Source organism: Cruoricaptor ignavus (genome assembly GCF_014961145.1).
Classification (GTDB): Bacteria; Bacteroidota; Bacteroidia; order Flavobacteriales; family Weeksellaceae; genus Cruoricaptor; species Cruoricaptor ignavus.
Genome location: NZ_CP063145.1, coordinates 1,869,180 through 1,894,857 on the forward strand (window position 1 = coordinate 1,869,180; position 25,678 = coordinate 1,894,857).

A 25,678-nucleotide genomic window follows, 5' to 3' on the forward strand; every position below is an offset into this window, starting at 1 on the left:
AAAAATGACAATCGAAAGGGCTAATGGTGAAATTCTGCTGAAAGTCTCTGATAATGTTGATGTTATGAGTTTGCAGAAGGTTGTAAATTTTTTGAAATATAGGGAAACACTGAAAAAAAGTAAAGCTTCTGAAACTGAAGTGAATGAGCTGGCTGACGAACTGAAACGGCACTGGTGGCAGGAAAACCGTGAAAGATTTCTGCAGTGAATCTAGTTGTAGATGCCAATATCATTTTCAGCGCGCTTCTGAATCCATCATCGGATATTGGCACGATGCTGCTGAGTTTTGATGCTGAGTATCGGCTTTTTGCGCCAGAGTTCATCAGAACTGAACTCAGCAGATATTCGGAAAAAATCAGAAGTATTCTAAACTGAATGATGACGAACTGCAATTAATCTGCCGTGAAGTTTTCAGCACGGTGAATTTAATTTCAGAAGACCTAATAAGCTTGGAGAACTGGAAAAGGGCGCACCATTTATTAAAAGAAATTGATGAGGATGATACGCCGTTTTTAGCTCTGGCATTAGAACTAAATACAAAAATTTGGACAGGAGATAAGAGACTTCTAACAGAATTGCAAGACCATACGGTTTCAAGCAGGGAGCTTTTATCTGGAAAATTTTAACTATGGAAGAACAAAACACAGATATTTGGTGGCTCAATGATGAGTCCGAGCAGATGCTGAACCGCGGCTATCTGCTTAAGGGTGAAACCGTAAAAGGTGCGATAGAGCGCATCACAACTGCCGCGGCGAAAAGGCTCTACAAACCGGAGCTTCAGCCAGCCTTTGAAGAGATGATTACCAAAGGCTGGATCTCCTTTTCGTCGCCGGTTTGGGCAAATATGGGTACGCAGCGTGGCCTACCGATTTCCTGCTTCAATGTGCATGTTCCGGACAGCATCGAAGGCATTACGCACAAGCTAGGCGAAGTGATTATGCAGACGAAAATCGGCGGCGGAACCTCCGGATATTTCGGTGAACTACGGCACCGCGGAACGGCGGTGACGGACAACGGAAAATCTTCCGGCGCCGTATCGTTCATGAAACTTTTCGATACTTCGATGGATGTGGTTTCGCAGGGCGGCGTTCGGCGCGGTGCTTTCGCAGCTTACCTGGATATCGATCACGGTGATATCGAGGAATTCCTGAGCATCAAGGACATCGGAAGCCCGATACAGAACCTGTTCATCGGCGTTTGCGTTCCAGATTACTGGATGCAGGATATGATTGATGGCGATATCGAAAAGCGCAAAATCTGGGCAAGAGTTCTGGAAAGCCGGCAGCAAAAAGGCTTGCCGTACATCTTCTTCACAGACAATGTGAACCGCAATAAACCTCAGGTTTACAAGGACTTAGGCCTTACGGTAAACGCTTCCAACCTTTGCTCAGAAATTATGCTGCCGTCCACTCCGGAAGAATCTTTCATCTGCTGCCTATCATCGATGAACCTTGAGCTTTTCGATGAATGGAAGGATACCCACGCCGTGAAGCTGGCGATATATTTCCTGGATGCCGTGCTTTCAGAATTCATTGAAAAAACGGAGGGCAACTATTACCTGCAGGGCGCCAGGAATTTCGCAATGCGCCACAGAGCGCTTGGGCTCGGCGTTTTAGGCTATCACTCTTACCTTCAGCGCAATATGATTCCGTTCGAAAGTTTCGAAGCCACGCAATTCAACGCTCGGGCTTTCCGGCACATCCGTGAACAGGCTGAGCAAGCTTCGGCAGAACTGGCCAACATCTACGGTGAGCCGGAACTTCTGAAGGGCTACGGAAAGCGCAATACCACGCTGCTTGCCGTGGCGCCAACTACTTCCAGCTCGGCGATTTTAGGGCAAACTTCGCCGGGAATTGAGCCTTTCGCCTCCAACTATTACAAGGCTGGCCTTGCGAAAGGAAACTTTATGCGGAAGAATAAGTACCTCGCCAAACTGCTTCAGGAAAAGGACTTGGACAATGAAGATACCTGGCGGGAAATTATGCTGAACCACGGTTCCGTGATGAAAGTCCAGGGATTGACTGATGAAGAAAAGGCGGTTTTTAAAACCTTCCAGGAAATTTCTCCGATGGAGATTATTTCTCAGGCAGCGCAGCGGCAGCAGTACATCGATCAGGCACAATCGCTGAACCTGATGATACCGAGCACGATGCCTGTGAAGGATGTAAATTACCTCTACATCGAAGCCTGGAAGAAAGGCGTAAAAACGCTGTATTACCAAAGAAGTTCATCCGTCTCCAAAGAACTGATGGTGAATTTCGTGACTTGCACCAGCTGTGAAGCGTAATATTTAGAATAAAGACATAAGAACGAAGGCAAAAGTAAAAAGTAAGTTAGCGAAGGTTTAAATTAAGTTTTAGCTTAAACAAAATGAAATTCGGACAGGTAGAAAATCCTTCAGAGATAGATTTCAGTTTGCCAAAAGATGATAAGCGGACTGCGGAAATCCTGAAGCAGAATAAAGAGCCGCTGAAAACCATTTCCGTTGGCTGTGCAAAGTGGAACAAGACTGATTTGAAAGGATTTTATCCGCGCGGAACGAAGGATGAGCTGGCATACTACTCCACGCAGTTCAATTCTGTGGAGCTGAATGCCACATTTTACAAAATGCCTTCGCCTGAGCAGGTTCTGGAGTGGAAGGACAAGACGCCGGGCGATTTTAAATTCTTCCCGAAGGTTAATCAGAGCGTGTCGCATTACCGTAGGCTGAAGGATGTGGAAGAGCCTGTAACGCGCTTTACCACGGCGGTTTTGAATTTCGGTGAAAAATTAGGGATGAGCTTCCTGCAGCTGCACGATAATTACAAGCCGAAAGATTTCGACCGGCTGGAAAGCTTCGTGAAAGATTGGCCAGAGGAAATTCCGCTGGCTGTGGAACTTCGCAATCAGGAATGGTTTGAAGATAAGCAGATTTTTGAGCAAACGATGGCCCTGTTCGAAGCGCACAACATTACCAACATCATCGTGGATACGGCTGGAAGACGCGATATGCTGCATATGCGCCTTACGACGCCCAATGCGTTCATACGCTATGTAGGCGCCAATGCGGAAAGCGATTATACGAGGCTGGATGACTGGCTGCTAAGGCTGACGGAATGGAAGGATGCCGGCCTGCAGAACCTGTATTTCTTCGTGCACCAGAATGTGGAAAAAGCATCGCCGCTGCTTTCCGCCTACTTCATCGAGAAAATGAACAAGGCCTGGAACACCGACTTGGAAATTCCCGAAATGGCAGAGGTGAAGGAGAGGTTTTAGGGACAAGGTTTAGATTTAGGTTGAGGTTGAGGTTGAGGGATTCTCGTTTATGAATAATGGCTCTTTTGTCCTTCATTTTTGTCTTGGTTTTTGGCTCTTGATTCTTGTGTCTAAGTCTGCGCCCCGGATAGAAGCGGCTACCCCGCAGTTTTTGCCGCGGAGCGAAGCGGAGCGGCAAAACGAGGAGTAATAGCGGATAGCCGGAAAAGGCGCCCAAAAAATCTGCGGGGAAATGGTGCGCTGAAGTTTCTTTTTGCTAATTTTGAGGGATAGAATTTTTTTGTGATGAATGACCAAATCTTTGAGCTGATTGAGAGGGAAAGACAGCGGCAAACACACGGGCTGGAACTGATAGCATCGGAAAATTTCGTGTCCGATAATGTAATGAAGTCGATGGGCAGCGTGCTGACGAATAAGTATGCCGAGGGCTACCCGGGAAGACGCTACTACGGTGGCTGCGAAGTGGTAGACGAGGTGGAAAACCTGGCGATAGAGCGCGCCAAAAAACTCTTCGGCGTGGAGTACGCTAATGTTCAGCCACACTCTGGCTCTCAGGCGAATGCCGCGGTGTACCTTGCCGTGCTGAAGCCCGGCGATAAGGTGATGGGTATGGATCTTTCGATGGGTGGGCATCTTACGCACGGCTCCTCGGTGAATTTTTCGGGGATCCAGTACGAAATCTGCTCGTACGGGCTGAGCAGGGAAACCGGCCTGATTGACTATGAGCAGATGCGCGAAACGGCGCTGCGCGAAAAACCGAAAATGATAATCGCCGGGTATTCCGCGTATTCAAGGGATTTGGATTACCAAAAATTCCGTGAGGTGGCGGATGAAATTGGCGCTACACTTTGGGCGGATATTGCGCACCCTGCAGGGTTGATTGCGAAAGGTCTTTTGAACTCACCGTTTGAACATTGCCATATCGTGACTACTACCACGCACAAAACTTTGCGCGGACCAAGAGGCGGAATGATAATGCTGGGCAAGGACTACGAAAACCCATACGGCCATAAAACGCCGAAGGGCGAAGTAAAAATGATGAGCGCAGTGATGGACAGTGCAGTTTTCCCAGGAACGCAAGGCGGACCGCTGGAGCATGTGATTGCTGCAAAAGCCGTGGCTTTCGGCGAAGCGATTGACGGAAAATTTGAAACATACGCCAAACAAGTGATTGCCAACGCACAGGCTTTGGCGAAAGCTATGGTGGATTTAGGCTTCGACATTGTAAGTGGCGGAACTGATAACCACCTGATGCTCATTGACTTACGCAATAAAAATGTGAACGGCAAGGAAACGGAAAAAGCGCTGGTAAAGGCAGACATTACCTGCAATAAAAATATGGTGCCGTTCGATGATAAGTCGGCGTTCTTGACTTCCGGAATTCGTTTGGGAACGGCCGCAATTACAACAAGGGGCCTAAAAGAAAACGATATGCCGAAAATTGCCGAGCTGATTTCTGAGGTGGTGGATAATATTAAAGATGATGCCGCAATTTCCGGCGTGAAAAAGAAGGTGAATGAGATGATGGAAAGCAGGGAATTGTTCGTGTTTTAATGAATTTTCAATTTTTATTTTAAAAAGATTGCAGCTGAAAATATGGCTGCAATTTTTATTTTTGGCTGATGAAAAAAAAGCTGTTTACCTTTGAGGAAATCAAGCAGAAAATGGCGAACTACTGTGCGTATCAGGACAGGTGCCATAGCGAAGTGGAGCAGAAGATGCGGGAATTCGTGCTGATTCCGGAAGCGAAGGAGGAAATTCTGCTTTACTTGATTCGGGAAAATTACCTTAATGAGGAGAGATTTACACGAAGCTTTATCCGCGGAAAATTTTACCAGAAACACTGGGGCAGAAACAAAATCCGGCAGCATCTGAAATTGAAAGGCGTCCCTGAAAAGCTGATGAACAGCTGCTTTGATGAAATTGATGAGGAGGATTATTTCGAAACGGCAAAAAAAGAATGGGAAAAATATCACGGCAGGCTGCGCGGGATGCAGGATTATCAGAAGAACATTAAAACTACGCGGTATTTGATGGGCCGTGGTTTCGAGTGGGAGGTTTTACAGGAAATCTTCTAATTCTACTGCATAAAAAAACTCCTGCAATCCGCAGGAGTTTTTTCAATTAATCAATAGCAAGCTTATAATTATGCTTTTGCGCTCTGTTTTCTACCCATATAAGCTGCAAGGGCAACACCCGCAATTATTAGAACCGGCAGGTAATCATTAATCGGGGAAGGCGGTACATTTGGTTCCGGATCATCATCTCCAAAGAATACACCATCATGCCCAGGGTTAATACTGTTTGCCCTTTCTGTGTTATTTTCATATATATTCGGCTCTCCGGCATAGGAGCTTCCCAAGCCTGCTACGAGCATCAGAGTTGCTAAAATCTTTTTCATATTCTTAAAGTTTTATTTTTTTGTTAACCTTATTTCCGTCAGCAAGTTCTACATTTACCAGTACAAGTTTGCTGCCATTCACTCTTACTTCAGCTTTTTTAGCATTTACATTCTGAGAAGTCAATAGTCTTCCGCTAAGGTCATACACGCTGATCTTCGCAATTGTCTCCGCTGAAGTTACATTCACTTTCCCTGCGTTGCTGTAAATCTGGATGCCTGCTTTCGCTGCTTCCCCAGTTGCCAGTTTTGCATTATCATAGTATACGGTAAAGCGGCCAGGGTTAGATTTCTCTGCAGTAAAGCTATACTCTCCGGCTGAAAGTTCAGCGGTTGCGCCTGTTTCATTATCGCGGAGGTAGATTTTCTGGGTATCAAAAGCACCTTCTTTCTTCACAAGGGACAGCTGATAAGTACCCGCCTGCTCCACATCTACGCCAAGAGTGATGGCATCAGCTGCATCGAAGGATCCTCTGCCGTCGATGATGAGTTTCTTACCCTCCACGCTGCTGTAGATATCGGCACCTCCGGAAGGGATCAGCTCAGCATCGTACCCTCCCTCGTAGTTTTTGCTGCCGCCTTTGTAGCCTACCAACAGGTTTTTCGTTAGCCCTGCATCATTCTTTATGTTCAGCCAGAAGCGGTCCGCAGTCTTGGCACCTTTGTTGAAAAATTCATAATCAATCAAGCGCATATCGTTGGTGAAATTCACCGACTTTACGCCCTCCTGGCGGGCTACAAGGAAGCCTTGTGCCGGCGGTACAAGCTCATTCCCGGTGATTTCGGTAGAGCCTGTAATGGTGTATGCGAAGTACAGCTGCTCCATCGGGGTTTGGCCTGCTGCCACATTGTTAGCCTCTACGCTGTTCCAGATGTAGGTCGCGTTGATCTTAGGATTCGCCGTCAGGAAGGCATCCAGGTCCAGAGTACTTGGATATGGGTTTCCTACGAAGGCATAGGTACCTTCTACAAAGTATAGGCTGCCGTTGATATTCCCGTTGTTCGGCTTGGATCCTTCGAATCTGCCAGTAAATACTGCTGTCTCCGGTGCCGTAGGGAAATCGTTCGGTACGCGGATCAGGTAGCCCCTTCCCACTCCGAACTTAGTCCTGTGGGCATCTACCGGCTCAAACCTGCCGTCGTTATAGTGATAGAATCTCCCATCTACCGTTTTTGGCGAGAAGTCTTTAAGCGTAATATTGCTCACCACTGGGGTGGACCAAGCAGCATACTGTAGGCGGGATAGCGGCTTAGTATTCTGCTCATATACAAAGACACCTTCAGAGTAGTTGTCATCCGTACCTTCTTCGTTGGTGTTCCTCTGCACGAAGCTCGCGCCATCCTTTACCACTATGGTACCGAAGTTCTGCAGCGCGCCCTTCATCTCCATAGAGCGGTTGATGGTAAGGCTTACGCCCGGCTCTACGATGATGTCCTTCGCCCTGCTGAAGCCAGCCTCAAGGTCAGATTTTATCACGATGGTGTTCCTAAAGGAGCTGGCAGGCTCCCGCGGGGTCCATTGACCGTTTTCGTAAGTATAGGTAGTCTGTGCAAAGGCACCCGTGAAGGCAAGTACTGCAGCCGCCGCCGCAGCTTTTCTTGTCTGGTGTAGTTTCATCTTCATAATTATTTTATGTTTGAGTTTGCAAACAAACCTGGTAACGATACCACCATCTCAACTAACGCTGCTGCAAAAGCCTTCACAGAGAACGGCACCGTGCAGCCGGGAACCTGGCTGGGTTCCAACGGTACCAACTGGTTCTACTGCGAAAACTGGGAAAACTATCAGGTGCCGGATAAGACTACGGATGTCATCATCCCAGCCACCGCTACTAACAAGCCTGTGGTAAAGGCTGACGATGTTAATGCAGCGAAATATAAAAGCACCGCTACCTTCAACAATATCACGATTGAGAATGGCGCATCCCTAACGATGGGCGACAATACCGAAATCGAAATGCACGGCAACTGGAATAACGCGGGAACTTTCGAGATGGGCAACAGCACCATTACCTTTGCAGGAACAGGTACGCAGGTAATCAACGGCAACGATACTGCGAAGGCAGAAACCTTCTACAATGTAAACCTTGCGAACAACTTCAACACCCAAGAATCCAACAACCTGATTGCCAAGGGCAAGCTTAGCGTACAGCCTGGCTATAAGGTAACCGCTGCAGACGGGCGCTACATCTCCGCAGGAAACTTCGAAAACCAGGGAGACGGCAGCAACTTCATCGTGGAGAAGGACGGCAGCTTCGTAATTGATAATGCGGCGGCAAGCGTAAGCGGGCAGATCACCGTGCAGCGCGAAACGAAGAATGCGGACGACAATCAGTACAACTTCCTTTCTATGCCGGTAAAGGGCGTGAACATCAAAACCGCTACAGAGGCTAAGAGGGTGCTTTATTATGATGAGAAAACGGATTTCTTCAAGGATTCGGACGGTGCCTATGTAGTGGGCAAGGCCTACGCTGTGAAGGATAAGGCAAAGGAGAACCTGTACGGCTTCAAAGGAGCGGTGGTGCACGGCAACCAAACTTATAAACTGGAGAAAGGCGGCGAAGGCTACAACCTTCTGGGCAACCCATATGCCGCGAAGTTTAGCCTTGAAAACTTCTTCGTGGTAAACAATAATCTAGATACTACATTCTATCTGTGGGATAGCGCGGTAAACAAGGAGGTGCAGCAGTACGGCGGTGCATACAACGGTAACTCCTACGCAACCTACAATGTGGATAACTCTACCGGTACGAGAGCAACCGGAGGGGTAGCACAATCCAACGCGCAAGCGGAAACAGCGAATGATAAAGTACCGAACGGCATCCTGAAAGTAGGGCAGGGCTTTATTGCCAAGGCTACTACGGAAGGCAATGCTACATTTACCAACGAAATGATGGTGAGAGAAGGCGGTGTGGCATTCTTCGGAAATACCGCAAGGAAGCAGGATAGAGACCGCTACTGGCTAAGCCTGACGGCGCCTACAAAAATGAACAACCAAATTGCCGTGGTGTATTATGAGAATGGCAAGAAAGGTTTTGGCCAGGATGACTCTGAAGACATCAGCGGAGCTTCCGACCTGCTGTTCAGCGTGGTGGAAGGGAAAAAGGTCATCATCAACGGCCGCCCGAACTTTAAGGGAGATGATGTGGTGCAGCTGGGCACCGCCAACTTTATGGCGGGGGAATACAGCATCCGTATCGATAAGGCGGAAGGCATCTTTGCAGGCAAGCAAGACATCTTCCTGAAAGATAAAATGACGGGCAAGGTGGCAAATCTTTCACATGGCAAATATACATTCACCGCTGAAGAAGGCACCACTACGGACAGATTTGAAATCGTGTACAGCGATAATCTCCTGAAAGCCAACGATATAGCGAAGGAGGATTTGCAGGTTTACGAAGATAATCTTACCTTTGTGGCGAAATCTTCCGGTGAGCGCATCAGCAGCGTGAAGCTTTACGATGCATCCGGCAAGCTGGTATTCAGCGGTGAGTTCAACAGCCACGAGGCGAGAATTCCTGCAGCCAGCCTGGCAAAAGGCCTGTATATCATTACCGTAAAAGCTGGTGAACAAACGCTGACCAAGAAGATTTTAAAAAAATAGCAACTCAAAAAGATGAGATATGAAAAAGTTTTTGTTTAGCCTGATGCTAATGATTTCTGCGGTATCCTTCGCGCAAATCAACGAAGGTAACAGATTCCATAACGAGAATACTGCCGTAGAAGCAGGGCAGCCTTTCAGCGAAACGGCTAGGCCCAAAGGCCCGGGTAACCCTGCTGATCCAGCGCCAATCAGTGATTATATTCCTGTGCTTGTTGGAGTATCCTTAGCGCTGGCGGTTTACGCTGCTCAAAGAAACACAGCAAAGGCGTAAGTTAAAAAAGTATTTTGATAGTGAAAAGCTTCCGAACGGAAGCTTTTTTTATTTTAATTGTTTATAAACGCTGCTTATTTACTACCTTTGAAAATTGCTAAACCCAAAGTAATTTTACTGGCAATCACATATTTTAAATGAAAGACAAGATAAGATTTGCAGTGGTTGGCGGTGGGCACATTGGTTGCCGGCACGCTGATCTGATAAACCGCAATGAAGATTGCGTTTTGGATTCTATTGTTGATATAAGGGAAGATGTACGGCCTGTTGCCGCACGGTACAACGCTGACTTTTACGGCGGTCTTGAAGAGTTTTTGCACAGTGAAAATAATGCGGATGTTGTCGTAATAGCAACGCCCAATGGCTTGCATTTTGAGCAGGCTATGCATTGTATTTCTCACGGAAAGCACATTGTTCTGGAAAAGCCTATGGCGCTGAATATTAATGAAGCTAAGGAAATTATCTCGCACGCTGACAATAAAGGGGTAAAGATCTTTATGGTAATGCAGAACCGCTACTCTCCACCGGCCACATGGCTTAAAAAGGTCGTGGAATCCGGCGTGCTAGGACGGATATTGATGCTTCAAATCAATTGCTTTTGGAACCGTGATGAGCGCTATTACATCAAAAATTCCTGGCGGGGAACTAAGAATCTGGACGGCGGCACGCTCTTCACGCAGTTCTCCCATTTTATCGACATTCTCTACTGGATTTTTGGGGACATCAGTGATGTACAGTCTGTGATGGATAATTTTACCCATCAGCATCTCACGGATTTTGAAGATACAGGCATTGTCACTTTCAGATTGAGTGATGGTGGTCTGGGTTCGCTGAATTTTACGACAAGTGTTTGGGATAGCAATCTCCAAAGCTCATTGACAGTTATTGCGGAAAATGGGAGCATAAAAATAGGCGGACAGTATATGGACACAGTGAATTACTGCCATATCAAAAACTATGAAATGCCAGAGATTGCCCCAACGAATGGGTCAAACGATTACGGCTGTTATAAAGGCAGCGCGGCAAATCATCATTTTGTGATTGAAAATGTAGTGGAAGTGCTGAATAATAATGGTGAGATTTCAGTGCCTGCTGAGGACGGAAGAAATGTTATAAGTATTATAGAGCGGATGTATTCGTGCAGATTGTCCTCAGCGAACACTCCTAAATAAAGGTTATGTCAGTTTGTCATCTTTAGAAAAAGAGGTTGAAATTTTGTTGCGTATTAGAAACGAATTCCTTTCCTTTGCAATTGCAATTCACTGTTAATTATGCAGCGTTTAGAGTCTGCGTTTCGGCAGATTTACAGGGGGGATAATCTCATCAGGCTATCGGAAATCCGCTATCTTCCAAGATGGCTGGTGCTGCTGATTGATGTAGTGCTGTGCTTCTTTGCACTCGTCATTTCTTATCGGATCATTCATAAGCTTAATGTTGTTCCGCCAAGTGGCATCAGCCCAGAAGCCAAATACGCCATAATACTTACTGTAACGGCGGTTTTTATGTTCGTTTACCGCACTTATTCCGGCATTATCCGGCATTCAAGTTTCCTGGATTTATTTAAAATACTTTTGGCGTGCACTTCGGCTGCTGCTACACTACTTATCATCAATTATGCCTCTTATTTCTTTGCAGGTATCAAGCTGTTTCTCACGCCTGTTCCGCTGGTTTATCTCGTGGTATCGGTTACGCTCCTTTTCCTTTTCCGCATCGTGGTAAAGCAGGCGTTCCACTTTGTAATCGAGTTTAAAAAAACCACTTCACGGAAGAATGTTCTGGTGGTTGGGATTGGCGAATCTATGGTGGCCATTGCCACTGCCATTCAGGATAATCCTGTGGTGCCGTACCAGCTCGGCGGCTTCATCACCGCCCGTTCAGATTACAAGAGGGCGAACCTCCTCGGCAAGAAAATCTACCCGAAGGAAATTCTCTTGAAGGACGGGATTTCAGAAATGTTCGATGCCATCCTGATTATCAAGGAAACTATGCAGCGGCAAGAACTGGAAGAATGGACGAACCTTGCGCTGGAAGCAGGTTTACAAGTTTTGAAAGCACCTTCCGTCCAGAAAATGCGCGCAAGCGATTTGGCGGCAGGAATTAAGCAGCTTCAGATTGAAGATCTGCTGCAGAGGAAGCCCATCAGCATTGAAAATGAAGAGGTTAAAAAAAGGCATTACCAAAAAACTGTGCTGGTTACCGGTGGTGCAGGCTCTATCGGCAGTGAGATTGTAAGGCAGGTGGCCACTTTCCAGCCATCGCAGATCATCGTGCTGGATCAGGCTGAGACACCGCTCTACGACATCGAGCTGGAAATGAAGAAAAATTTCCCAGACATTAATTTTAAATTCATTCTTGCCGATATCTCCAATATTTCAAGGATTGAGCCAATTTTTGAACAGAACGAAATCTCGATGGTTTATCACGCTGCGGCGTATAAACACGTCCCATTGATTGAAGATAATCCGCACGAAGGCGTTTTTGTGAATATTTTGGGAACGCGCAACCTGGCAGATTTGGCTTGCAAGTATAAAATCAACCGCTTTGTGATGGTGTCCACAGACAAAGCCGTGAACCCAACCAATGTGATGGGCGCTACAAAGCGTGCCGCGGAACTTTATGTGCAGGCGCTGCAAACGCAGGAAGGCGTGACAACGAAATTCATTACCACGAGATTTGGCAATGTGCTCGGCTCGAACGGTTCCGTAATTCCGCACTTCAAACGGCAGATAGAAGCCGGCGGGCCGGTTACCATTACGCATCCTGACATCGTGCGCTATTTTATGACGATTCCCGAAGCCTGCGAACTCGTGCTGCAGGCAGGAACGATGGGAAAAGGCGGCGAAATCTATGTATTTGATATGGGAGAGCCGGTGAAGATTGTAGATTTGGCAACGAGGATGATACAGCTTTCCGGGCTGGAACCGAATGTGGACATCCCGATTGTTTACACTGGGCTAAGGCCCGGCGAAAAACTCTACGAAGAGCTGCTGAGCGACGATGCACGAACGCTGCCTACGCACCACGAGAAAATTATGATTTCCAAAGATCCTGGCAGAATTTATAGCGAGATTTCCGAGCTTTTCATACAAATTGTAAGCGAAGCCACGAAGGAAGATAAAATGGAAGTGGTGAAAATCCTGAAGGACATCGTGCCGGAATTCCTCAGCAATAACTCGGAATTTGAGTCGCTGGACAAAAAGTTCGTATCTTAGTCGGCAGAAATTTTCAGCATACTGATTTTGAAGCCAAAAGTCATCCGGGTTTCCACCGTGCCAATGTCGATAAATCATCTGCTGAAAGGCCAGTTGAAATTCCTCAGTCAGCACTTCGAAATAGTGGCAGTTTCCGGTGAAGGAAAAGATTTAGACGAATGCGCAGAAAGGGAAGGCGTACGAACGGTGCCCATAGAAATGCGCCGGAAAATTTCCGTGCTGCAGGATTTAAAATCCCTCATCCAGCTTTATTTTCTCTTCCGGAAGGAAAAACCGCAAATCGTACATTCCATCACGCCAAAAGCTGGGCTTCTTTCAATGCTTGCCGCTAAATTCGCCGGCGTGCCTATTAGGGTGCACACTTTCACGGGTTTGATCTTTCCTTACCGAACAGGCTTTCTGCAGAAAGTGCTCATCCACATGGATAGGCTGCTTTGCAAGGCGGCTACCAATATTTATCCTGAAGGAAAGGGTGTGAAGGAAGATTTGATTCGGTATAAAATCACGGATAAACCGCTGAAGATTTTAGCGAATGGAAACATCAACGGTGTGGATTTGCAGCATTTTAATCCTGGGAAGATCGGTGAAAAAGAAAGGGCTAAACTCAGGCAAACACTCTGGATTTCGGAAAAGGATTTTGTCTTTATTTTTCTTGGTAGATTGGTGAGGGAAAAAGGTATCACAGAATTATTTGATGCCTTTACAAAACTTGATGATAAAAGTGAGAAACCTGTGAAACTGCTGCTGATAGGGCCTTTCGAGAAGGTGTTTGATGAATTGCCGAACGAGGTTGTGGAAGGTTTGGAAGCTCATCCGAACATCATCCTCACAGATTTTCAAAAGGATGTCAGGAAGTTTTACGCGATTTCTAATGCGCTGGTTTTCCCAAGTTATCGGGAAGGATTTCCAAACACGGTGCTGGAAGCCGGTGCAATGAATCTGCCGTCCATTGTTACGGACATCAGCGGTTGCAATGAAATTATTGAGAATGGAAAAAACGGCATTATCATTCCGCCAAAGTCTGCGGATAAGCTTTTTGATGCGATGCGGTTATTTTTAGATAATCCACTGGAAATCAAAAAAATGGGAGAGGAGGCACGGATGAAAGTTGAGCAGAATTTTGATAATCAAACTGTATGGAACGCCGTGCTTAATGAATATCAGGATTTGCTTAAAACTGCGGATTCAGCACAATAGCTTTTGCGTTTGTTTATCTTTTGACAAACAAGGCAATTTAATTTGTTTTTGAACAGAAAATAATAATATCTTTGCGAACACAAAATTTGGGGATGAAGTACATTTGTAGGTTGTATTTTTACTTGCTTTTAATCGCTGTGGCAGCGGTTTCCTGCAAGCCGGCGGCCAGCCTGAATTATATGCAGGATATTGAACAGATTGCCGTGGCAACTTCCATTAAAAATTCGGTGAGCACCATTCAGCCCGGTGATCAACTGATTATTTCGGTTTCCGCAAGAGATATGGATGTGGTGAAGCCTTTTAACCAAAATTATTCATCGTCCAGAGACATCGTGAATTATACGCAGCCAAGTTCAAATGTGCAGCCAGTTACCACGCCGCAAGCTGGCCCAACTTACATCGTGGATTCGGATGGCAACATCAATTATCCGGTAGTTGGAAAAATTTCAACTTCAGGGCTTACGCTGGAACAGTTTCGTGATAAGATGACGCAGATTCTCACGGCTTACGTGAAAAATCCTGTGGTGGATTTGAAGACCGCGAATTATAAGGTAACGGTGCTTGGCGAGGTGAACAAGCCTGGAACCTACATCATTCCGGATGGCAATGTCACGCTGCTTTCTGCGCTTGGCCTTGCCGGCGATCTCACGATTTATGGCGTGAGGGATAATGTTCTGGTGGTGCGGAATATCAACGGTGAAATTACGCGGCAAAGGGTGGATCTGACGAGTGCAGATTTCATCAATTCGCCGTTTTTTTATTTGAAACAAAACGATGTGGTGTATGTGGATGCCAATATCACGAGGCAGCGCGCTTCAAGGGTAAATCCAAATGCCGGCATCTATATTTCCGTGGCATCAGTGCTTATCGGGTTAATCGCCATATTTATTAAATAATGAGAGAGGAAAATCCTGCTGTTGAAAAAAAGGAAGACGGCGAGCAAATCCACATCCGTGAAATTCTGGCACCGTACCTGCACAGGTGGCCTTGGTTTTTGCTTAGCGCCCTGCTGTCGCTGTTTTTGGCGTGGTTCATCCTGCGATATGCCACCAATGTTTACAAAACCGAATCCACGGTTTTAATCAAGGAAGTTGGCAAATCTTCGCAAGGTTCGCCGGAAATTGACATTCTTAATCAAATCGGTGGAATTGGTGGGATGGGAACGAATTCCGTGGACAACGAAATCGAGATTTTCAAATCGCGGAAGCTGATGAATTCCGTGGTTACGGAACTTGGCCTTGAAACAAAAATTTCTGCATTAGGGAAAATCAAGCAGTCTGAGCTTTATAAAGAAACATCGCCAATAATCATTCGCCTTGTTCAGGAGAAGCCCAAGGCTAAATTCCCGAAAAAGCCTGTGGAAGCGGTGCTTCAGGGCGATAAGTTAATCCTGACGTCTTCCGAATTGCCGAAGGGTTCCGTAGTGATGCCGCTGAACAAATCTGTAGCGCTGCCGTTCGGAATTTATATGGTGCAGCGAAATGCCGAATACAGGGTGCCGAAGGAAGGTGCGCCGAAGAATTTTACGCTGGATTTCGCTTCAGCGATGGACAGATCGAGGCAGTATCTCAAAAATCTGAATGTAGCGCTGGCGCAGAAGAATGCTACGGTTTTGCAGCTTTCAATGCAGGATGCCGTGCCGGAAAAAGCGGAGGATATCCTGAGCAGAATTGCGATTAATTATAACAAATATGCCATCATCGATAAAAATTCCGAGGCGCAGAAAACGGCGGATTTCATTGATGAAAGAATTGCGATAATAGGCCGTGAACTGGGCGATGTAGAAAATCAGAAGGAAAGTTTCAAGCGACAGAATAATATTTCGGACATTGAAACCGAAGCGCAGATTTCACTGCAATCCGGTGCGAAAGCGCGCGAACTTGAAATTGAAAACGAGGCGCAATTGCAGTTGGCGGAAGGCCTTTTAAGCTATCTCAACAAGCAGGGGCAGTACGCCATTCTTCCGCTGAATGTAGGCCTGCAGGATCCTGCTACGGCGGCAAACATCGCCACCTACAATCAGCTGATTGTTGAGCGGAACAGGCTTTTGGAAAATTCCACGCCGGCAAACCCTGTGGTGCAGGATGTGACGAAGCAGATTAACAGTATGCGCTCGGCAATTACGCAAAGCCTGCAGAAAAGCCGTGATGCAAGGATACTGGAACGCAATACGCTTCGTGTGGAGCAGAACCGCATCGCCGGAAGAATTGCTAAGGTGCCTTCGCAGGAAAAAATGTTCCGCAGCATCGAAAGGCAGCAGAACATCAAAGAGCAGCTTTACCTTTTGCTTCTGCAGAAAAGGGAAGAGGTGGCGGTCTCGCTGAAAATTGCGGCACCGAAGGCAAGAATCGTGGATGACCCTTTGACAACGGGCATCGTAGCACCAAAACGGATGATGATTTACCTCGGTGCATTGCTCCTTGGCCTGCTGCTGCCGTTTTTGGTGATTTACTTAAAACAGCTTTTAGGTAACAAGATTGAAACGAGGCATGATTTAGAAAAAATAACAAATAACGCCACGGTATTGGCTGAGATCCCGAAAATTAAAAAGGGTGAGCCCGATATAGTGAGGCTAAATGATTTTACGCCGCTTGCCGAGGCTTTCCGTATCCTTATCACTAATATGAACTTTATGCTTCCGAAATGGGAGGACGGTAAGGTTATATTTGTTACATCAAGTATTAAAGGCGAAGGGAAGACAGTTGTATCGGTTAATCTCGCTTTGACAATAGCGTCTAAAAAAAGTAATGTTATAATTATAGGTTCTGATATTAGAAACCCTCAGTTACAGAGGTATAACTTGAGTAGAAAAGGCTTTATTGGTCTGTCAGAATTTTTACACGATGATTCCATCAAAATATCGGAAGTAACCCACAAATCTTCATTTAATGATTATTTGGATGTGATTTATTCAGGCTCCATTCCTCCTAATCCAACTGAGTTACTATCAGGTCCTCGCTATGCAGAATTAATTGATGAGCTTAAAAAGCATTATGATTATATAGTTCTTGATACAGCTCCACTAATGTTGGTTACCGATTCGCTATTGTTTGCTGAGTTTGCTGATGTTACTCTATATGTTACTCGCTCTGAATATACTGAGAGGCCTCTCATTGAATTTGCGGATAATCTTATTAAAACTAAGAAAATTAAGAATGTTGGGTTTGTCTTGAACGGCGTGAGTCATAACAATCTTGGCTACGGCAACAAGTATGGCTACGGCTACGGCAGGGAAAAGAAAATTTTTTTAGATAGGATATTGAAGAATTAAATTTTTGAGTTACATGGAAAATTTATTTTCTGATTATAAAAAACTCTTAAATCAACGTCTTGACACCAAACCTTTACTGTTAATAGGAGAAGATAGTATTAGATATGATTTTTTCTATGCTTTAACATCAAATGGCGTTTCTTCTTTTGAAATTGAAGTAGAAGTTCCAATGGATGAAAATTGTTTTATTCCACGTAAAAATCCTATAGCACTTAGGAAGGAAAAACCACAAATTGATTTGTTGGTCAAATCTGAAAAATTACAGATTGCTGTTGAATTTGGGTTCTTTCGTGAAAACAATAATCCAAAAGGTACGATTAATAAAACAGCTAAAGCAGTCAAAATGTTCAATGATATGTTAAGACTTTCTCTTTACAAGCATTTTACAACTTACCCAGCCTATTTTATTTGCGTTGCCGATTACAAAATGATTGGGCATCAGATGAGGAATAAATATGTTGGTAGTTTTCCCTCTAATTACTACATTACTAATGAATTTATAGATCATCAGTTAAGTCAAAAATGCAATATGTTCGATAGTAGATTTGTAAACAAATATAAACAGCTCAATATAGAACTTACTGCAAAAATTGTCTATAATGAATAGTTAAATGCAGATCATATAAAGAATGAGACGAGGTTGATTATTTGGGAAATCATTTAATGAAAATTTTTTTGACGATATTTTGACTAAAGGGCAACTACTTGCATGATGTTTTCTTAACTTTATATATCTCTGTAGATATGATCAAAATATTATTAATTTTCGGCACAAGACCGGAGGCCATCAAGATGGCACCTTTAGTAAGGGAGTTTCAAAAATATGATGAATTTGAGACTCGGGTTTGCGTAACGGCGCAACACAGGGAAATGCTCGATCAGGTTTTGCGTTTTTTTGAAATTACGCCGGATTATGACTTGGATTTGATGCAGCCTGGTCAAAATCTCTATACTTTAACCGCCAATATACTTTTAAACCTGAAAGGTGTTATAGAGGATTATAATCCCGATTTCGTCTTCGTTCACGGTGATACTACCACTACAATGGCGGCATCTATTGCTGCATTTTATGGCGGGGCAAAAGTATGTCATGTGGAGGCCGGACTGCGGACTCATAATAAGTTGGCGCCCTTCCCCGAAGAAATCAGCCGGCAAATCACCGGTAGAATTGCAGACTTTCATTTTGCTCCAACAGAAAGTGCCAAGCAGAATCTTCTTCAAGAAAACATAACAGAAGACAGCATCATCGTCACTGGAAATACCGTTATTGATGCATTGCTCACCAGTGTTGAAAAGGTGCAGACGCTGGATGATGAAGAGATTTCGAATCTGAAAAGCGTTATTGATGATGGTAAGAAAATCGTGTTGGTGACGGGGCATCGCAGAGAAAATCATGGCGAAGGATTTATCAGGATTTGCAGAGCATTAAAGCAGATTGCGGTTGGAAATTCTGATGTTCAGGTGATTTATCCAGTACATTTGAATCCGCAGGTTCAAAAGCCCGTGTATGAGATTCTCAGTGGTGTGGAAAATATAAAACTTATAGATCCTCTTTCTTACCCTGCATTTGTCTGGCTAATGAATAAATCTTACTTAATCATAACAGACAGTGGAGGTGTACAGGAGGAAGCTCCAAGTTTGGGAAAGCCGGTGCTGGTTATGAGGGACACTACGGAGCGACCGGAAGCAGTGAATGCTGGGACTGTAATATTGGTAGGAACCGATACTGAAAAAATAATTTCGGAAACCAGTAAATTGCTTAGTGATAAAAAGATATATCAAGATATGAGTGCGCTGCACAACCCTTATGGCGATGGATTGGCAAGTAAGAGGATTGTTGATTTTTTTAAAAAAATGTATGCTTCGTGCATTTCGAGATAAGCTATTTTCCTTATCATCTTCAGAGCTGAACCGGAAGATTTTTTCTCATAGCTTCTGGATATTATTGGGCAATACGGTTTCAAAGTTTGCTTTACTTGGAGCCACGATGCTGATGACTAACTACCTCACAAAGGATGAGTATGGGCAGTTTGGGATTATTAAATCCACTATATTGACTTTTGCTGCATTTGCAGGATTGGAATTGGGCCTTACCGCTACAAAATACATTTCACAGTATCATAATAAAGATAGGAGTAAAGTAGAAGGAATTGTAGGGATTTCCAATTTTGTAGCCATATTTATAAGCCTTGTTATTTCCGCAGTGATTTATACTTTTTCAGCAGAAATCGCTGTTCAAATTAATGCTCCTGCACTTTCAAAAGAAATCAAATTGAGCTCTTTCATTGTTTTTTTTTCATCGCTAAACGGTATTCAGAATGGGATTTTAGCAGGTTTAGAACGGTTTAAGGAAATGTCGGTAAACAATTTAATTGCCGGTTTGCTTTCTGCCGTTTTACTGGTGCTTGCCTCCAAATATTATGGGCTTTATGCAGTGGTAGTTGCTTTCGGTTCTAATTTTTTGCTTCTTTTCCTTCTAAATTTAGTTTCACTGAAAAAGAATTTTTACAGCGATTACAGTATCAATATATTCAGTAAGAAAAATTTTGAGCAGGCGGATGTTCTTTGGAAGTTTAGTTTGCCGGCAATTCTGGCGGGGCTGATGGTGGCTCCGGTGACCTGGTACTGCAACTACCTTTTGGTAAACAGCCCCGAAGGCTTTAGCGAAATGGCCAATTTTGATTTGGCAAGTCAGTGGAGGAATACCATTCTCTTCATTCCGTCTGCCTTATCCCAGATTGCGCTGCCGATGCTTTCCTCCAGTGTTGAAGATAAAGAATCTTACAGAACTATTTTTTTTAAGAATCTAAAACTCAACGGCATTGTTGGTTTCAGCGCTGTTATTATTTTCGTAGTGTTATCCCCTGTAATTTTGATGTTTTACAAGGAGGATTACAATAATGCCCTTTGGCCGCTGATAATTATGTTTGTAACAACAGGATTTATAGCGGTGAATAATGTGATAGGGCAGGCTATTGCAAGCCAGGGAAAGATGTGGCTGGGATTTTATGTAAATTTGCTGTGGGCTATTGTGCTTATATCCAGCAGCCTGCTGTTTATTAATTATTTTAAATTAGGAGCTGTTGGGATTAGCCTTGCTTATCTGGTGAGTTATTTGTTTCATACTTTTGTGCAGTATTTATTGATTAAGAAAGGATTAAATATTAAATGATTTTTATAATTGAAATTTTCTTTATAGACTTAAAACCATTGAAACCATTATGAATAATTCAGTTGTGTTTTATCTACCACCAGATTCTTTGAACGAGGCAACTATTTATTATACCGATTTAATCCGTCGTGCATTTATAGATTTGGGATTTTCCATTAAAGATAGTGATCAGGTAACAAATATTGGAGATCCTTCTTGTATAGTCTGTATCCGTCCTGGAGATGTGTTGAAAGCTTTACAGAAAAGTTCGCCAAGTAAAATAGTATCATGGTTTCAGGGAATAGGTCCGGAAGAATATAAGGTGCTACATCCAGGAATACGAGGGTGTATTGGGAAGTATTATCTAAATTTTTCCGAGAAAAAAGCCTTAAGGAAGAGTGATCTATGTATAATGGTTTCAGATTCGATGCTTAAGCATTATGAGCAAAAGTACAATATTCATTTAGCGCATAAAACTGTGATTGTACCGTGCTACAACAAGCCAATTGATTCACAGGCATTTTTAGTAGAGGACAGATATAATAGGCCGAAATTTGTTTATGCCGGTGCTTTATACGAATGGCAGTGTATACGAGAAACGCTTATGATTTTTAAAGAAATAGAAAATAAAAATCCGGCAGCAGAGTTGACAATTCTTACAGGGCAAAGGGAGCAGGCGGAAAAACTTGTCGAGGAATTTAAACTAAAAAATGTTGAAATCGACTTTGAGCCACTATCTACACTTCAAGATCGATTGCAGAAATATAAATACGGTTTTCTTCTCAGAAGGGATAATGTGGTGAATAATGTAGCGACACCAACTAAAATGAATTCATATCTTGCTGCTGGATTGGTTCCAATTTATACTGATGTAATAGATGCCTTTGAAAAATATATTGATTTGAAAGAATTTACATTAAAGACTAATCTGGAAGCAAAATCAATTGAAAGCATCGTCCAGCAAATTTTGGAATTTGATAAAAGGGAAATAGATTCTAAAGCTTTTTTCACGGTGACGGAAAGAATTTTTTCTCATTACTATGATGATTTACAAAATTTGAAAATTATAAAAATGCATTTTAAAAAATTATTGAGCATTGAATCAGCAACAGTTTGAAACGATTTATCATTTGCTTTATGGGACGGCAGGATTTCTATCGCTGATGTTTGCATCTATACAAGATGTTAAAAGGAGGTACTTTTATAAAGCGGGTACTTTCCTTTCCTTCGTTCTTGTATTTTTATTTGCAATATTATTCGGGAGCAGGGGCAATGAAGTGGGTACAGATACTGAAATGTATATATGGCAATATGAAAATTATCAGCTTTTTCCTATCAACATTGATTTTATTTACTCTTACTTGCTAATTTTTTTAAATTGGTTAGATATAGGTACTCATGGATTTCTGTTGGTTATTTCTTGTTTCTACTTATTCATTCTAGGCTGGGCAATTAGTGTTTTTTCAAAAAAGATTCGGCTTAATTTGTTATTCATATTTTTTGCCTTTATAAGTTTTTTCTTTTTTAAAAGTTTGGGTATTAACATTATAAGGCAGGGTGTAGCACTCTCTTTTTTTCTATTAGGAGTTTCTTATTTTTTTAAATTGGATAAGATTAATGGCCAGGCAGTTTTAGCATTTATCCTTGCAGTAGGTTTCCATTATACAATTTTAGTAGCTGCTCTACTGTTCGTTTTTGCAATAATTTCGAAAAAAATAAGGATTGAATATTTTATAACATTTTATGTAACCTGTCTTATCCTCGCTTTGCTCAATTTCGGTATAAAAGATTTTGCATCCGTATTTAGTTTTCTTCTGATTGACGAAAGGCGAAACACTTATCTTGAAGATTATGGGAGTGACAATTACGAGATAGGTTTTAAACCGCAGTTCGTAGCCTTCAATTCCATTTTTTTAATTATTTTTTACTGGATCAGAAGACGATACAAACAAATACAATTGTTAAATGTTAGTAATTATGAAATATTACTGAAATACTATATTCTAATGAGTGGATTATTCTTCCTGACTTTTCAAATAGCCTATAGCGATAGGTGGGGTGTGATGTCTTGGTTCGTAATACCGTTTTTATTTTCTCCTATTTTTTCAATGAAATCTAACGCGCTTTCAGCTACTCTTGGTGTATTTATGCTTATATGCGTTTATGTTATATTTAGTTTTTTATGAGTACTATACTTACTGTTGCCATTCCCTTTTATAACGCTGATAAATACCTTGCAGAAGCTATAGAATCAGTGCTAGCACAAACTTTTAAAGATTGGACTTTATTGCTCGTGAATGATGGTTCAACTGATAATTCACTTCATATTGCTCAGAGATACGCCGAAAAAGATGATAGGATAAAAGTTCTTTCTGATGGTGAAAATAAAAATTTAGGGGCAAGATTAAATGAAATTGCTGATACCGCTGAGACAAAGTTTCTAGCAAGGATGGATGCTGATGATATAATGCATCCGGATAAATTGGCCAAGCAACTTGCTGTATTGGAAAGTAATCCCAATATTGATGTATTAGGTACTAATGCATATTCCATCAATGAAATAGGAGAAGTTGTCGGTATAAGAAACAAGTACAATGGTGATGGGGAAATAATGAAGGTGGATAGTTTTATCCACCCAACAATAATGGGTAAATCGAGCTGGTTTAGGAATAACAAATATGACGTAAAAGCTGTACGTATAGAAGATGCAGAATTATGGCTTCGCACAAAAGATTACTCAAACTTTTATTGTTTGACAGAGCCATTGTTTTATTACAGAGAGTTCGGAGACCATTACTATAAAAAGTATTTTAAAGCTTTTCCTTCATTGCTGTACCTGATGAAAAAACCCAACAAAGATAAAGTTGTCTTTTCATTAAAGTACATACTAGCGTCATTTCGTTGCTATGTTTATTATTTATTAGGTAAAGAGCAGAAGTTAATTGCCAGGAGAAATGAAATTATCTACTAACTCAAAATAGATCATTAATGAAATTTAATTTACACAAGAAATTTATTTTCATAGTTGTCTCTTTTTTCATAGGCATCGTCACAGCCTTTCCGCAAATGAGCTGGAAATATATGAAACCTGAGCAGAAATATAAAGTTTACTTTACACCGATACCCAGCGAAGCACTAGATATTACATCTTATCTGCCAAAAAATTTTGTCAAGGATAAAAGTGCGGATTATACTGAAATTCTGCAAAAAGCTATTGATGAAAATAAAATTGTTTTGCTTCCCAATTTTCCTGTGAAAATAGGTAAAACGGGATTGAGAATACCCTCAGACAGAAAAATTTATTTTAATAAAAAATCTGAGATTTATTTTGATAGTGATGCCAAAGGGAGGCTTGATGATGCCATAAAAATCTATGATGTAGAGAATGTGTCCATTTACAATGCGAATGTTAAGGGTAACAGAAAAGAGAATAAAAAACAGCAAGGAGAATGGAGTGCAGGAATAGCAATTTTGAATTCGAAAAATATTCTTATCCAAAACTTCATAATAGCTGATACTTGGGGTGATGGGCTTTTTGTAGGTTCTGAAGATTTAAAATATTCACAAGATATAACCATTAAAAATGGTGTTATTGATAATGCTCGCAGAAACGGAATATCGATAACTTCAGTAAGAAATGCCTTGTTGAGTGAAATTAATATTTCAAACACAAACGGAACGGCGCCACAATGTGGGATTGATATTGAGCCAAGCGTCGCTGAAGAAATATTAGATAATGTATATTTAAGCAATATATTTACTTATAATAATGCTAATGCTGGGTTAAATATTAATTTAAATGCTTTGAGTGTATTAGATATAAGAAATAGAAAATATGTTTCTATACTTATTGATAACCATATTGATAACTATTCATATGGAGGGTTTTCAACATCCTTAAATGTTTATAACAAATACTATGATGCTGGCGGTGTAATTAGAGTACAAAATAGCGATTGGACAAAAGCTAAAATACCATTCTCTCGTACATCAAACTCCGCAACAGTAAAAATATATTATAAAAATATATATCATATTGATGAAAAAGGCAATAATAAGTTCAAAAAATTAGCGAGTGATCGGAATGTCTTTATTGAAAAGTAATGTTGAAAAAAAATACTCATAAAATAATACGTACCGCGACTGTTCCTGAATCGCTGAATGTCCTTTTGAAAGGGCAACTAGAGTTCCTGCAAAAACATTATGAAGTATTAGCTGTTTCCAGCCCTGGGGAATACTTAACAGAGGTTGAGGAAAGGGAAGGCGTAAGGACTCAAGCCGTTGAAATTCAGCGGAAGATTTCTCTTGTTGACGATTTTAAATCCTTAACTAATCTGTATTCTTTATTCAAAAAAGAAAAACCGCAAATAGTACATTCCATTACACCAAAAGCAGGGTTGCTTTCTATGCTTGCCGCAAAGGCTGCCGGTGTTCCTATTCGGATGCACACCTTTACAGGCTTGATTTTTCCTTATAAAACCGGTGCTTTTCAGAAAATATTAATTTGGATGGACAAGCTTTTATGCTGGGCAGCAACAAACATTTATCCGGAAGGGCAAGGTGTAAAGGAAGATCTGATAAAATTTGAAATAACCAAAAAACCGATGAAAGTTTTGGCCAATGGTAATGTAAACGGAATTGATACTGATTATTTCTCGGTTAAACATTTTACTGATGATTTTAAAAGTAAATTGAAAAATGAGTTGGGAATTGATAGTCAGGATTTCGTTTTCGTTTTTGTTGGGAGACTTGTAAAGGACAAAGGAATTGTAGAGTTGGTAAGAGCATTTGAAAATTTATCAAATAAAGCGGTCGATAAAAAAGTGAAACTTTTGCTTGTGGGTCCATTTGAACAGGAACAAGATCCACTGCCAAATAACATTATAAACGAAATTGATAAAAACACAAATATTATAACGGTAGGTTTTCAGAAAGATGTGAGGCCTTATTTCGCAATTTCAGATGTTTTGGTTTTCCCAAGTTATCGGGAAGGTTTTCCAAATGTAGTGCTGCAGGCAGGGGCAATGGAATTGCCTTCAATTGTCACTAATATTAGCGGAAGCAATGAAATCATTGAGAATGGAAAAAATGGTGTCATTATACCAAAAAAAGATAGCGGTGCTTTGATGGAAGCTATGTTAGAACTTTTGAATAACCATGAGAAAAGAAGCCGACTAAAGTCCAATTCCAGAGATTTAATTGTAGGCAGGTATCAAAATGCGAAGGTTTGGGAGGCAGTTCTTTCAGAATATGAAAAACTTTTGGAAGAGAATCCCAAAACCACAGTGAGGAAAAAATCTTAATTTTGTAATGTTCTAA

The 25,678-nt window shown here is 42.3% G+C and carries 24 protein-coding genes; 22 read left to right on the forward strand and 2 right to left on the reverse strand.

The annotated features are described in order from the left end of the window. The first annotated feature begins 4 nt into the window (after positions 1-4). The 7 genes from IMZ16_RS09010 to IMZ16_RS09040 all read left to right on the forward strand — a co-directional run bounded on the left by IMZ16_RS09010 (position 5) and on the right by IMZ16_RS09040 (position 5,333). Entirely contained in the window at positions 5-208 is a 204-nt protein-coding gene (locus IMZ16_RS09010; RefSeq protein ID WP_073179760.1) for a hypothetical protein, read from the forward strand. Then, positions 205-375 carry a PIN domain-containing protein gene (locus tag IMZ16_RS10450; RefSeq protein WP_193439759.1) on the forward strand — a complete coding sequence of 57 codons (171 nt, stop codon included), beginning with the start codon at positions 205-207 and terminating at the stop codon, positions 373-375. The genes IMZ16_RS09010 and IMZ16_RS10450 overlap by 4 nt, the downstream gene beginning before the upstream one ends. Positions 376-419: 44 nt before the next feature. Further along, positions 420-626: a PIN domain-containing protein gene (locus tag IMZ16_RS10455; protein ID WP_262891499.1), complete on the forward strand. Its 207-nt coding sequence runs from the start codon at positions 420-422 to the stop codon at positions 624-626. A 2-nt stretch (positions 627-628) separates the two neighbouring features. Beyond that, positions 629-2,287: a ribonucleoside-diphosphate reductase subunit alpha gene (locus IMZ16_RS09025; protein ID WP_193439760.1), complete on the forward strand. Its 1,659-nt coding sequence runs from the start codon at positions 629-631 to the stop codon at positions 2,285-2,287. Positions 2,288-2,370: 83 nt separating this feature from the next. Beyond that, entirely contained in the window at positions 2,371-3,255 is an 885-nt protein-coding gene (locus tag IMZ16_RS09030; RefSeq protein ID WP_193439761.1) for a DUF72 domain-containing protein, read from the forward strand. Between the two features lie 285 nt (positions 3,256-3,540). Beyond that, positions 3,541-4,809 (forward strand): serine hydroxymethyltransferase, encoded by a 1,269-nt coding sequence (glyA, locus tag IMZ16_RS09035; protein ID WP_193439762.1) that lies wholly within the window; start codon positions 3,541-3,543, stop codon positions 4,807-4,809. Between the two features lie 68 nt (positions 4,810-4,877). Further along, positions 4,878-5,333, forward strand: a complete 456-nt coding sequence (locus IMZ16_RS09040; protein WP_193439763.1) for a regulatory protein RecX — start codon at positions 4,878-4,880, stop codon at positions 5,331-5,333. A 68-nt stretch (positions 5,334-5,401) separates the two neighbouring features. Here IMZ16_RS09040 and IMZ16_RS09045 read toward each other — a convergent pair whose 3' ends face one another. Together IMZ16_RS09045 and IMZ16_RS09050 are read right to left on the reverse strand one after the other, a co-directional pair. Then, a complete protein-coding gene (locus tag IMZ16_RS09045) occupies positions 5,402-5,656 on the reverse strand; it encodes a hypothetical protein (protein WP_143154068.1) in 255 nt (84 codons plus the stop codon). 4 nt (positions 5,657-5,660) lie between these two features. Continuing rightward, positions 5,661-7,271, reverse strand: coding sequence for a hypothetical protein (locus IMZ16_RS09050; RefSeq protein WP_193439764.1), 1,611 nt, complete (start codon positions 7,269-7,271; stop codon positions 5,661-5,663). A 15-nt stretch (positions 7,272-7,286) separates the two neighbouring features. Between IMZ16_RS09050 and IMZ16_RS09055 the strand changes: the two genes are divergently transcribed. The 15 genes from IMZ16_RS09055 (at position 7,287) to IMZ16_RS09125 (ending at position 25,662) form a co-directional block, all read left to right on the forward strand. Next, a complete protein-coding gene (locus IMZ16_RS09055; RefSeq protein ID WP_193439765.1) occupies positions 7,287-9,257 on the forward strand; it encodes a T9SS type A sorting domain-containing protein in 1,971 nt (656 codons plus the stop codon). A 19-nt stretch (positions 9,258-9,276) separates the two neighbouring features. After that, positions 9,277-9,528 (forward strand): hypothetical protein, encoded by a 252-nt coding sequence (locus IMZ16_RS09060; RefSeq protein WP_193439766.1) that lies wholly within the window; start codon positions 9,277-9,279, stop codon positions 9,526-9,528. Between the two features lie 137 nt (positions 9,529-9,665). Further along, positions 9,666-10,700 carry a Gfo/Idh/MocA family protein gene (locus tag IMZ16_RS09065; RefSeq protein ID WP_193439767.1) on the forward strand — a complete coding sequence of 345 codons (1,035 nt, stop codon included), beginning with the start codon at positions 9,666-9,668 and terminating at the stop codon, positions 10,698-10,700. Between the two features lie 99 nt (positions 10,701-10,799). Next, positions 10,800-12,740 carry a polysaccharide biosynthesis protein gene (locus IMZ16_RS09070; protein ID WP_193439768.1) on the forward strand — a complete coding sequence of 647 codons (1,941 nt, stop codon included), beginning with the start codon at positions 10,800-10,802 and terminating at the stop codon, positions 12,738-12,740. 27 nt (positions 12,741-12,767) lie between these two features. Continuing rightward, positions 12,768-13,937: a glycosyltransferase family 4 protein gene (locus tag IMZ16_RS09075; RefSeq protein ID WP_227411504.1), complete on the forward strand. Its 1,170-nt coding sequence runs from the start codon at positions 12,768-12,770 to the stop codon at positions 13,935-13,937. Between the two features lie 92 nt (positions 13,938-14,029). Further along, positions 14,030-14,833, forward strand: coding sequence for a polysaccharide biosynthesis/export family protein (locus tag IMZ16_RS09080; RefSeq protein ID WP_193439769.1), 804 nt, complete (start codon positions 14,030-14,032; stop codon positions 14,831-14,833). After that, positions 14,833-17,208 carry a GumC family protein gene (locus IMZ16_RS10460; RefSeq protein ID WP_193439770.1) on the forward strand — a complete coding sequence of 792 codons (2,376 nt, stop codon included), beginning with the start codon at positions 14,833-14,835 and terminating at the stop codon, positions 17,206-17,208. The genes IMZ16_RS09080 and IMZ16_RS10460 overlap by 1 nt, the downstream gene beginning before the upstream one ends. 13 nt (positions 17,209-17,221) lie before the next feature. Beyond that, complete coding sequence (locus IMZ16_RS09090; protein WP_193439771.1) at positions 17,222-17,815, forward strand: hypothetical protein; 594 nt, start codon at positions 17,222-17,224, stop codon at positions 17,813-17,815. Between the two features lie 137 nt (positions 17,816-17,952). After that, complete coding sequence (wecB, locus tag IMZ16_RS09095; RefSeq protein WP_193439772.1) at positions 17,953-19,089, forward strand: non-hydrolyzing UDP-N-acetylglucosamine 2-epimerase; 1,137 nt, start codon at positions 17,953-17,955, stop codon at positions 19,087-19,089. After that, entirely contained in the window at positions 19,067-20,380 is a 1,314-nt protein-coding gene (locus IMZ16_RS09100; RefSeq protein WP_193439773.1) for an oligosaccharide flippase family protein, read from the forward strand. The genes wecB and IMZ16_RS09100 overlap by 23 nt, the downstream gene beginning before the upstream one ends. Positions 20,381-20,429: 49 nt before the next feature. After that, on the forward strand, positions 20,430-21,476 hold the full coding sequence (locus tag IMZ16_RS09105) for a glycosyltransferase family protein (protein ID WP_193439774.1): 1,047 nt from the start codon (positions 20,430-20,432) through the stop codon (positions 21,474-21,476). After that, on the forward strand, positions 21,457-22,545 hold the full coding sequence (locus IMZ16_RS09110) for an EpsG family protein (RefSeq protein WP_193439775.1): 1,089 nt from the start codon (positions 21,457-21,459) through the stop codon (positions 22,543-22,545). Before IMZ16_RS09105 ends, IMZ16_RS09110 begins: the two co-directional genes overlap by 20 nt. Next, on the forward strand, positions 22,542-23,330 hold the full coding sequence (locus IMZ16_RS09115; protein ID WP_227411505.1) for a glycosyltransferase family 2 protein: 789 nt from the start codon (positions 22,542-22,544) through the stop codon (positions 23,328-23,330). Before IMZ16_RS09110 ends, IMZ16_RS09115 begins: the two co-directional genes overlap by 4 nt. A gap of 95 nt (positions 23,331-23,425) precedes the next feature. After that, entirely contained in the window at positions 23,426-24,463 is a 1,038-nt protein-coding gene (locus tag IMZ16_RS09120) for a right-handed parallel beta-helix repeat-containing protein (RefSeq protein WP_193439776.1), read from the forward strand. After that, positions 24,463-25,662, forward strand: coding sequence for a glycosyltransferase family 4 protein (locus IMZ16_RS09125; protein WP_193439777.1), 1,200 nt, complete (start codon positions 24,463-24,465; stop codon positions 25,660-25,662). Before IMZ16_RS09120 ends, IMZ16_RS09125 begins: the two co-directional genes overlap by 1 nt. The last annotated feature ends 16 nt before the right edge of the window (positions 25,663-25,678 follow it).

Coding starts and splice junctions, on each gene's coding strand:
- IMZ16_RS09010 (WP_073179760.1), top strand. CDS start 5: ATGACAATCGAAAGGGCTAATGGTGAAATTCTGCTGAAAGTCTCTGAT.
- IMZ16_RS09120 (WP_193439776.1), top strand. CDS start 23,426: ATGAGCTGGAAATATATGAAACCTGAGCAGAAATATAAAGTTTACTTT.
- IMZ16_RS09060 (WP_193439766.1), top strand. CDS start 9,277: ATGAAAAAGTTTTTGTTTAGCCTGATGCTAATGATTTCTGCGGTATCC.
- IMZ16_RS09055 (WP_193439765.1), top strand. CDS start 7,287: ATGTTTGAGTTTGCAAACAAACCTGGTAACGATACCACCATCTCAACT.
- IMZ16_RS09125 (WP_193439777.1), top strand. CDS start 24,463: ATGTTGAAAAAAAATACTCATAAAATAATACGTACCGCGACTGTTCCT.
- glyA (WP_193439762.1), top strand. CDS start 3,541: ATGAATGACCAAATCTTTGAGCTGATTGAGAGGGAAAGACAGCGGCAA.
- IMZ16_RS09065 (WP_193439767.1), top strand. CDS start 9,666: ATGAAAGACAAGATAAGATTTGCAGTGGTTGGCGGTGGGCACATTGGT.
- IMZ16_RS09025 (WP_193439760.1), top strand. CDS start 629: ATGGAAGAACAAAACACAGATATTTGGTGGCTCAATGATGAGTCCGAG.
- IMZ16_RS09030 (WP_193439761.1), top strand. CDS start 2,371: ATGAAATTCGGACAGGTAGAAAATCCTTCAGAGATAGATTTCAGTTTG.
- IMZ16_RS09080 (WP_193439769.1), top strand. CDS start 14,030: ATGAAGTACATTTGTAGGTTGTATTTTTACTTGCTTTTAATCGCTGTG.
- IMZ16_RS09105 (WP_193439774.1), top strand. CDS start 20,430: ATGAATAATTCAGTTGTGTTTTATCTACCACCAGATTCTTTGAACGAG.
- IMZ16_RS09070 (WP_193439768.1), top strand. CDS start 10,800: ATGCAGCGTTTAGAGTCTGCGTTTCGGCAGATTTACAGGGGGGATAAT.
- wecB (WP_193439772.1), top strand. CDS start 17,953: ATGATCAAAATATTATTAATTTTCGGCACAAGACCGGAGGCCATCAAG.
- IMZ16_RS09100 (WP_193439773.1), top strand. CDS start 19,067: ATGCTTCGTGCATTTCGAGATAAGCTATTTTCCTTATCATCTTCAGAG.
- IMZ16_RS10460 (WP_193439770.1), top strand. CDS start 14,833: ATGAGAGAGGAAAATCCTGCTGTTGAAAAAAAGGAAGACGGCGAGCAA.
- IMZ16_RS09040 (WP_193439763.1), top strand. CDS start 4,878: ATGAAAAAAAAGCTGTTTACCTTTGAGGAAATCAAGCAGAAAATGGCG.
- IMZ16_RS09115 (WP_227411505.1), top strand. CDS start 22,542: ATGAGTACTATACTTACTGTTGCCATTCCCTTTTATAACGCTGATAAA.
- IMZ16_RS09050 (WP_193439764.1), bottom strand. CDS start 7,271: ATGAAACTACACCAGACAAGAAAAGCTGCGGCGGCGGCTGCAGTACTT.
- IMZ16_RS09045 (WP_143154068.1), bottom strand. CDS start 5,656: ATGAAAAAGATTTTAGCAACTCTGATGCTCGTAGCAGGCTTGGGAAGC.
- IMZ16_RS09090 (WP_193439771.1), top strand. CDS start 17,222: ATGGAAAATTTATTTTCTGATTATAAAAAACTCTTAAATCAACGTCTT.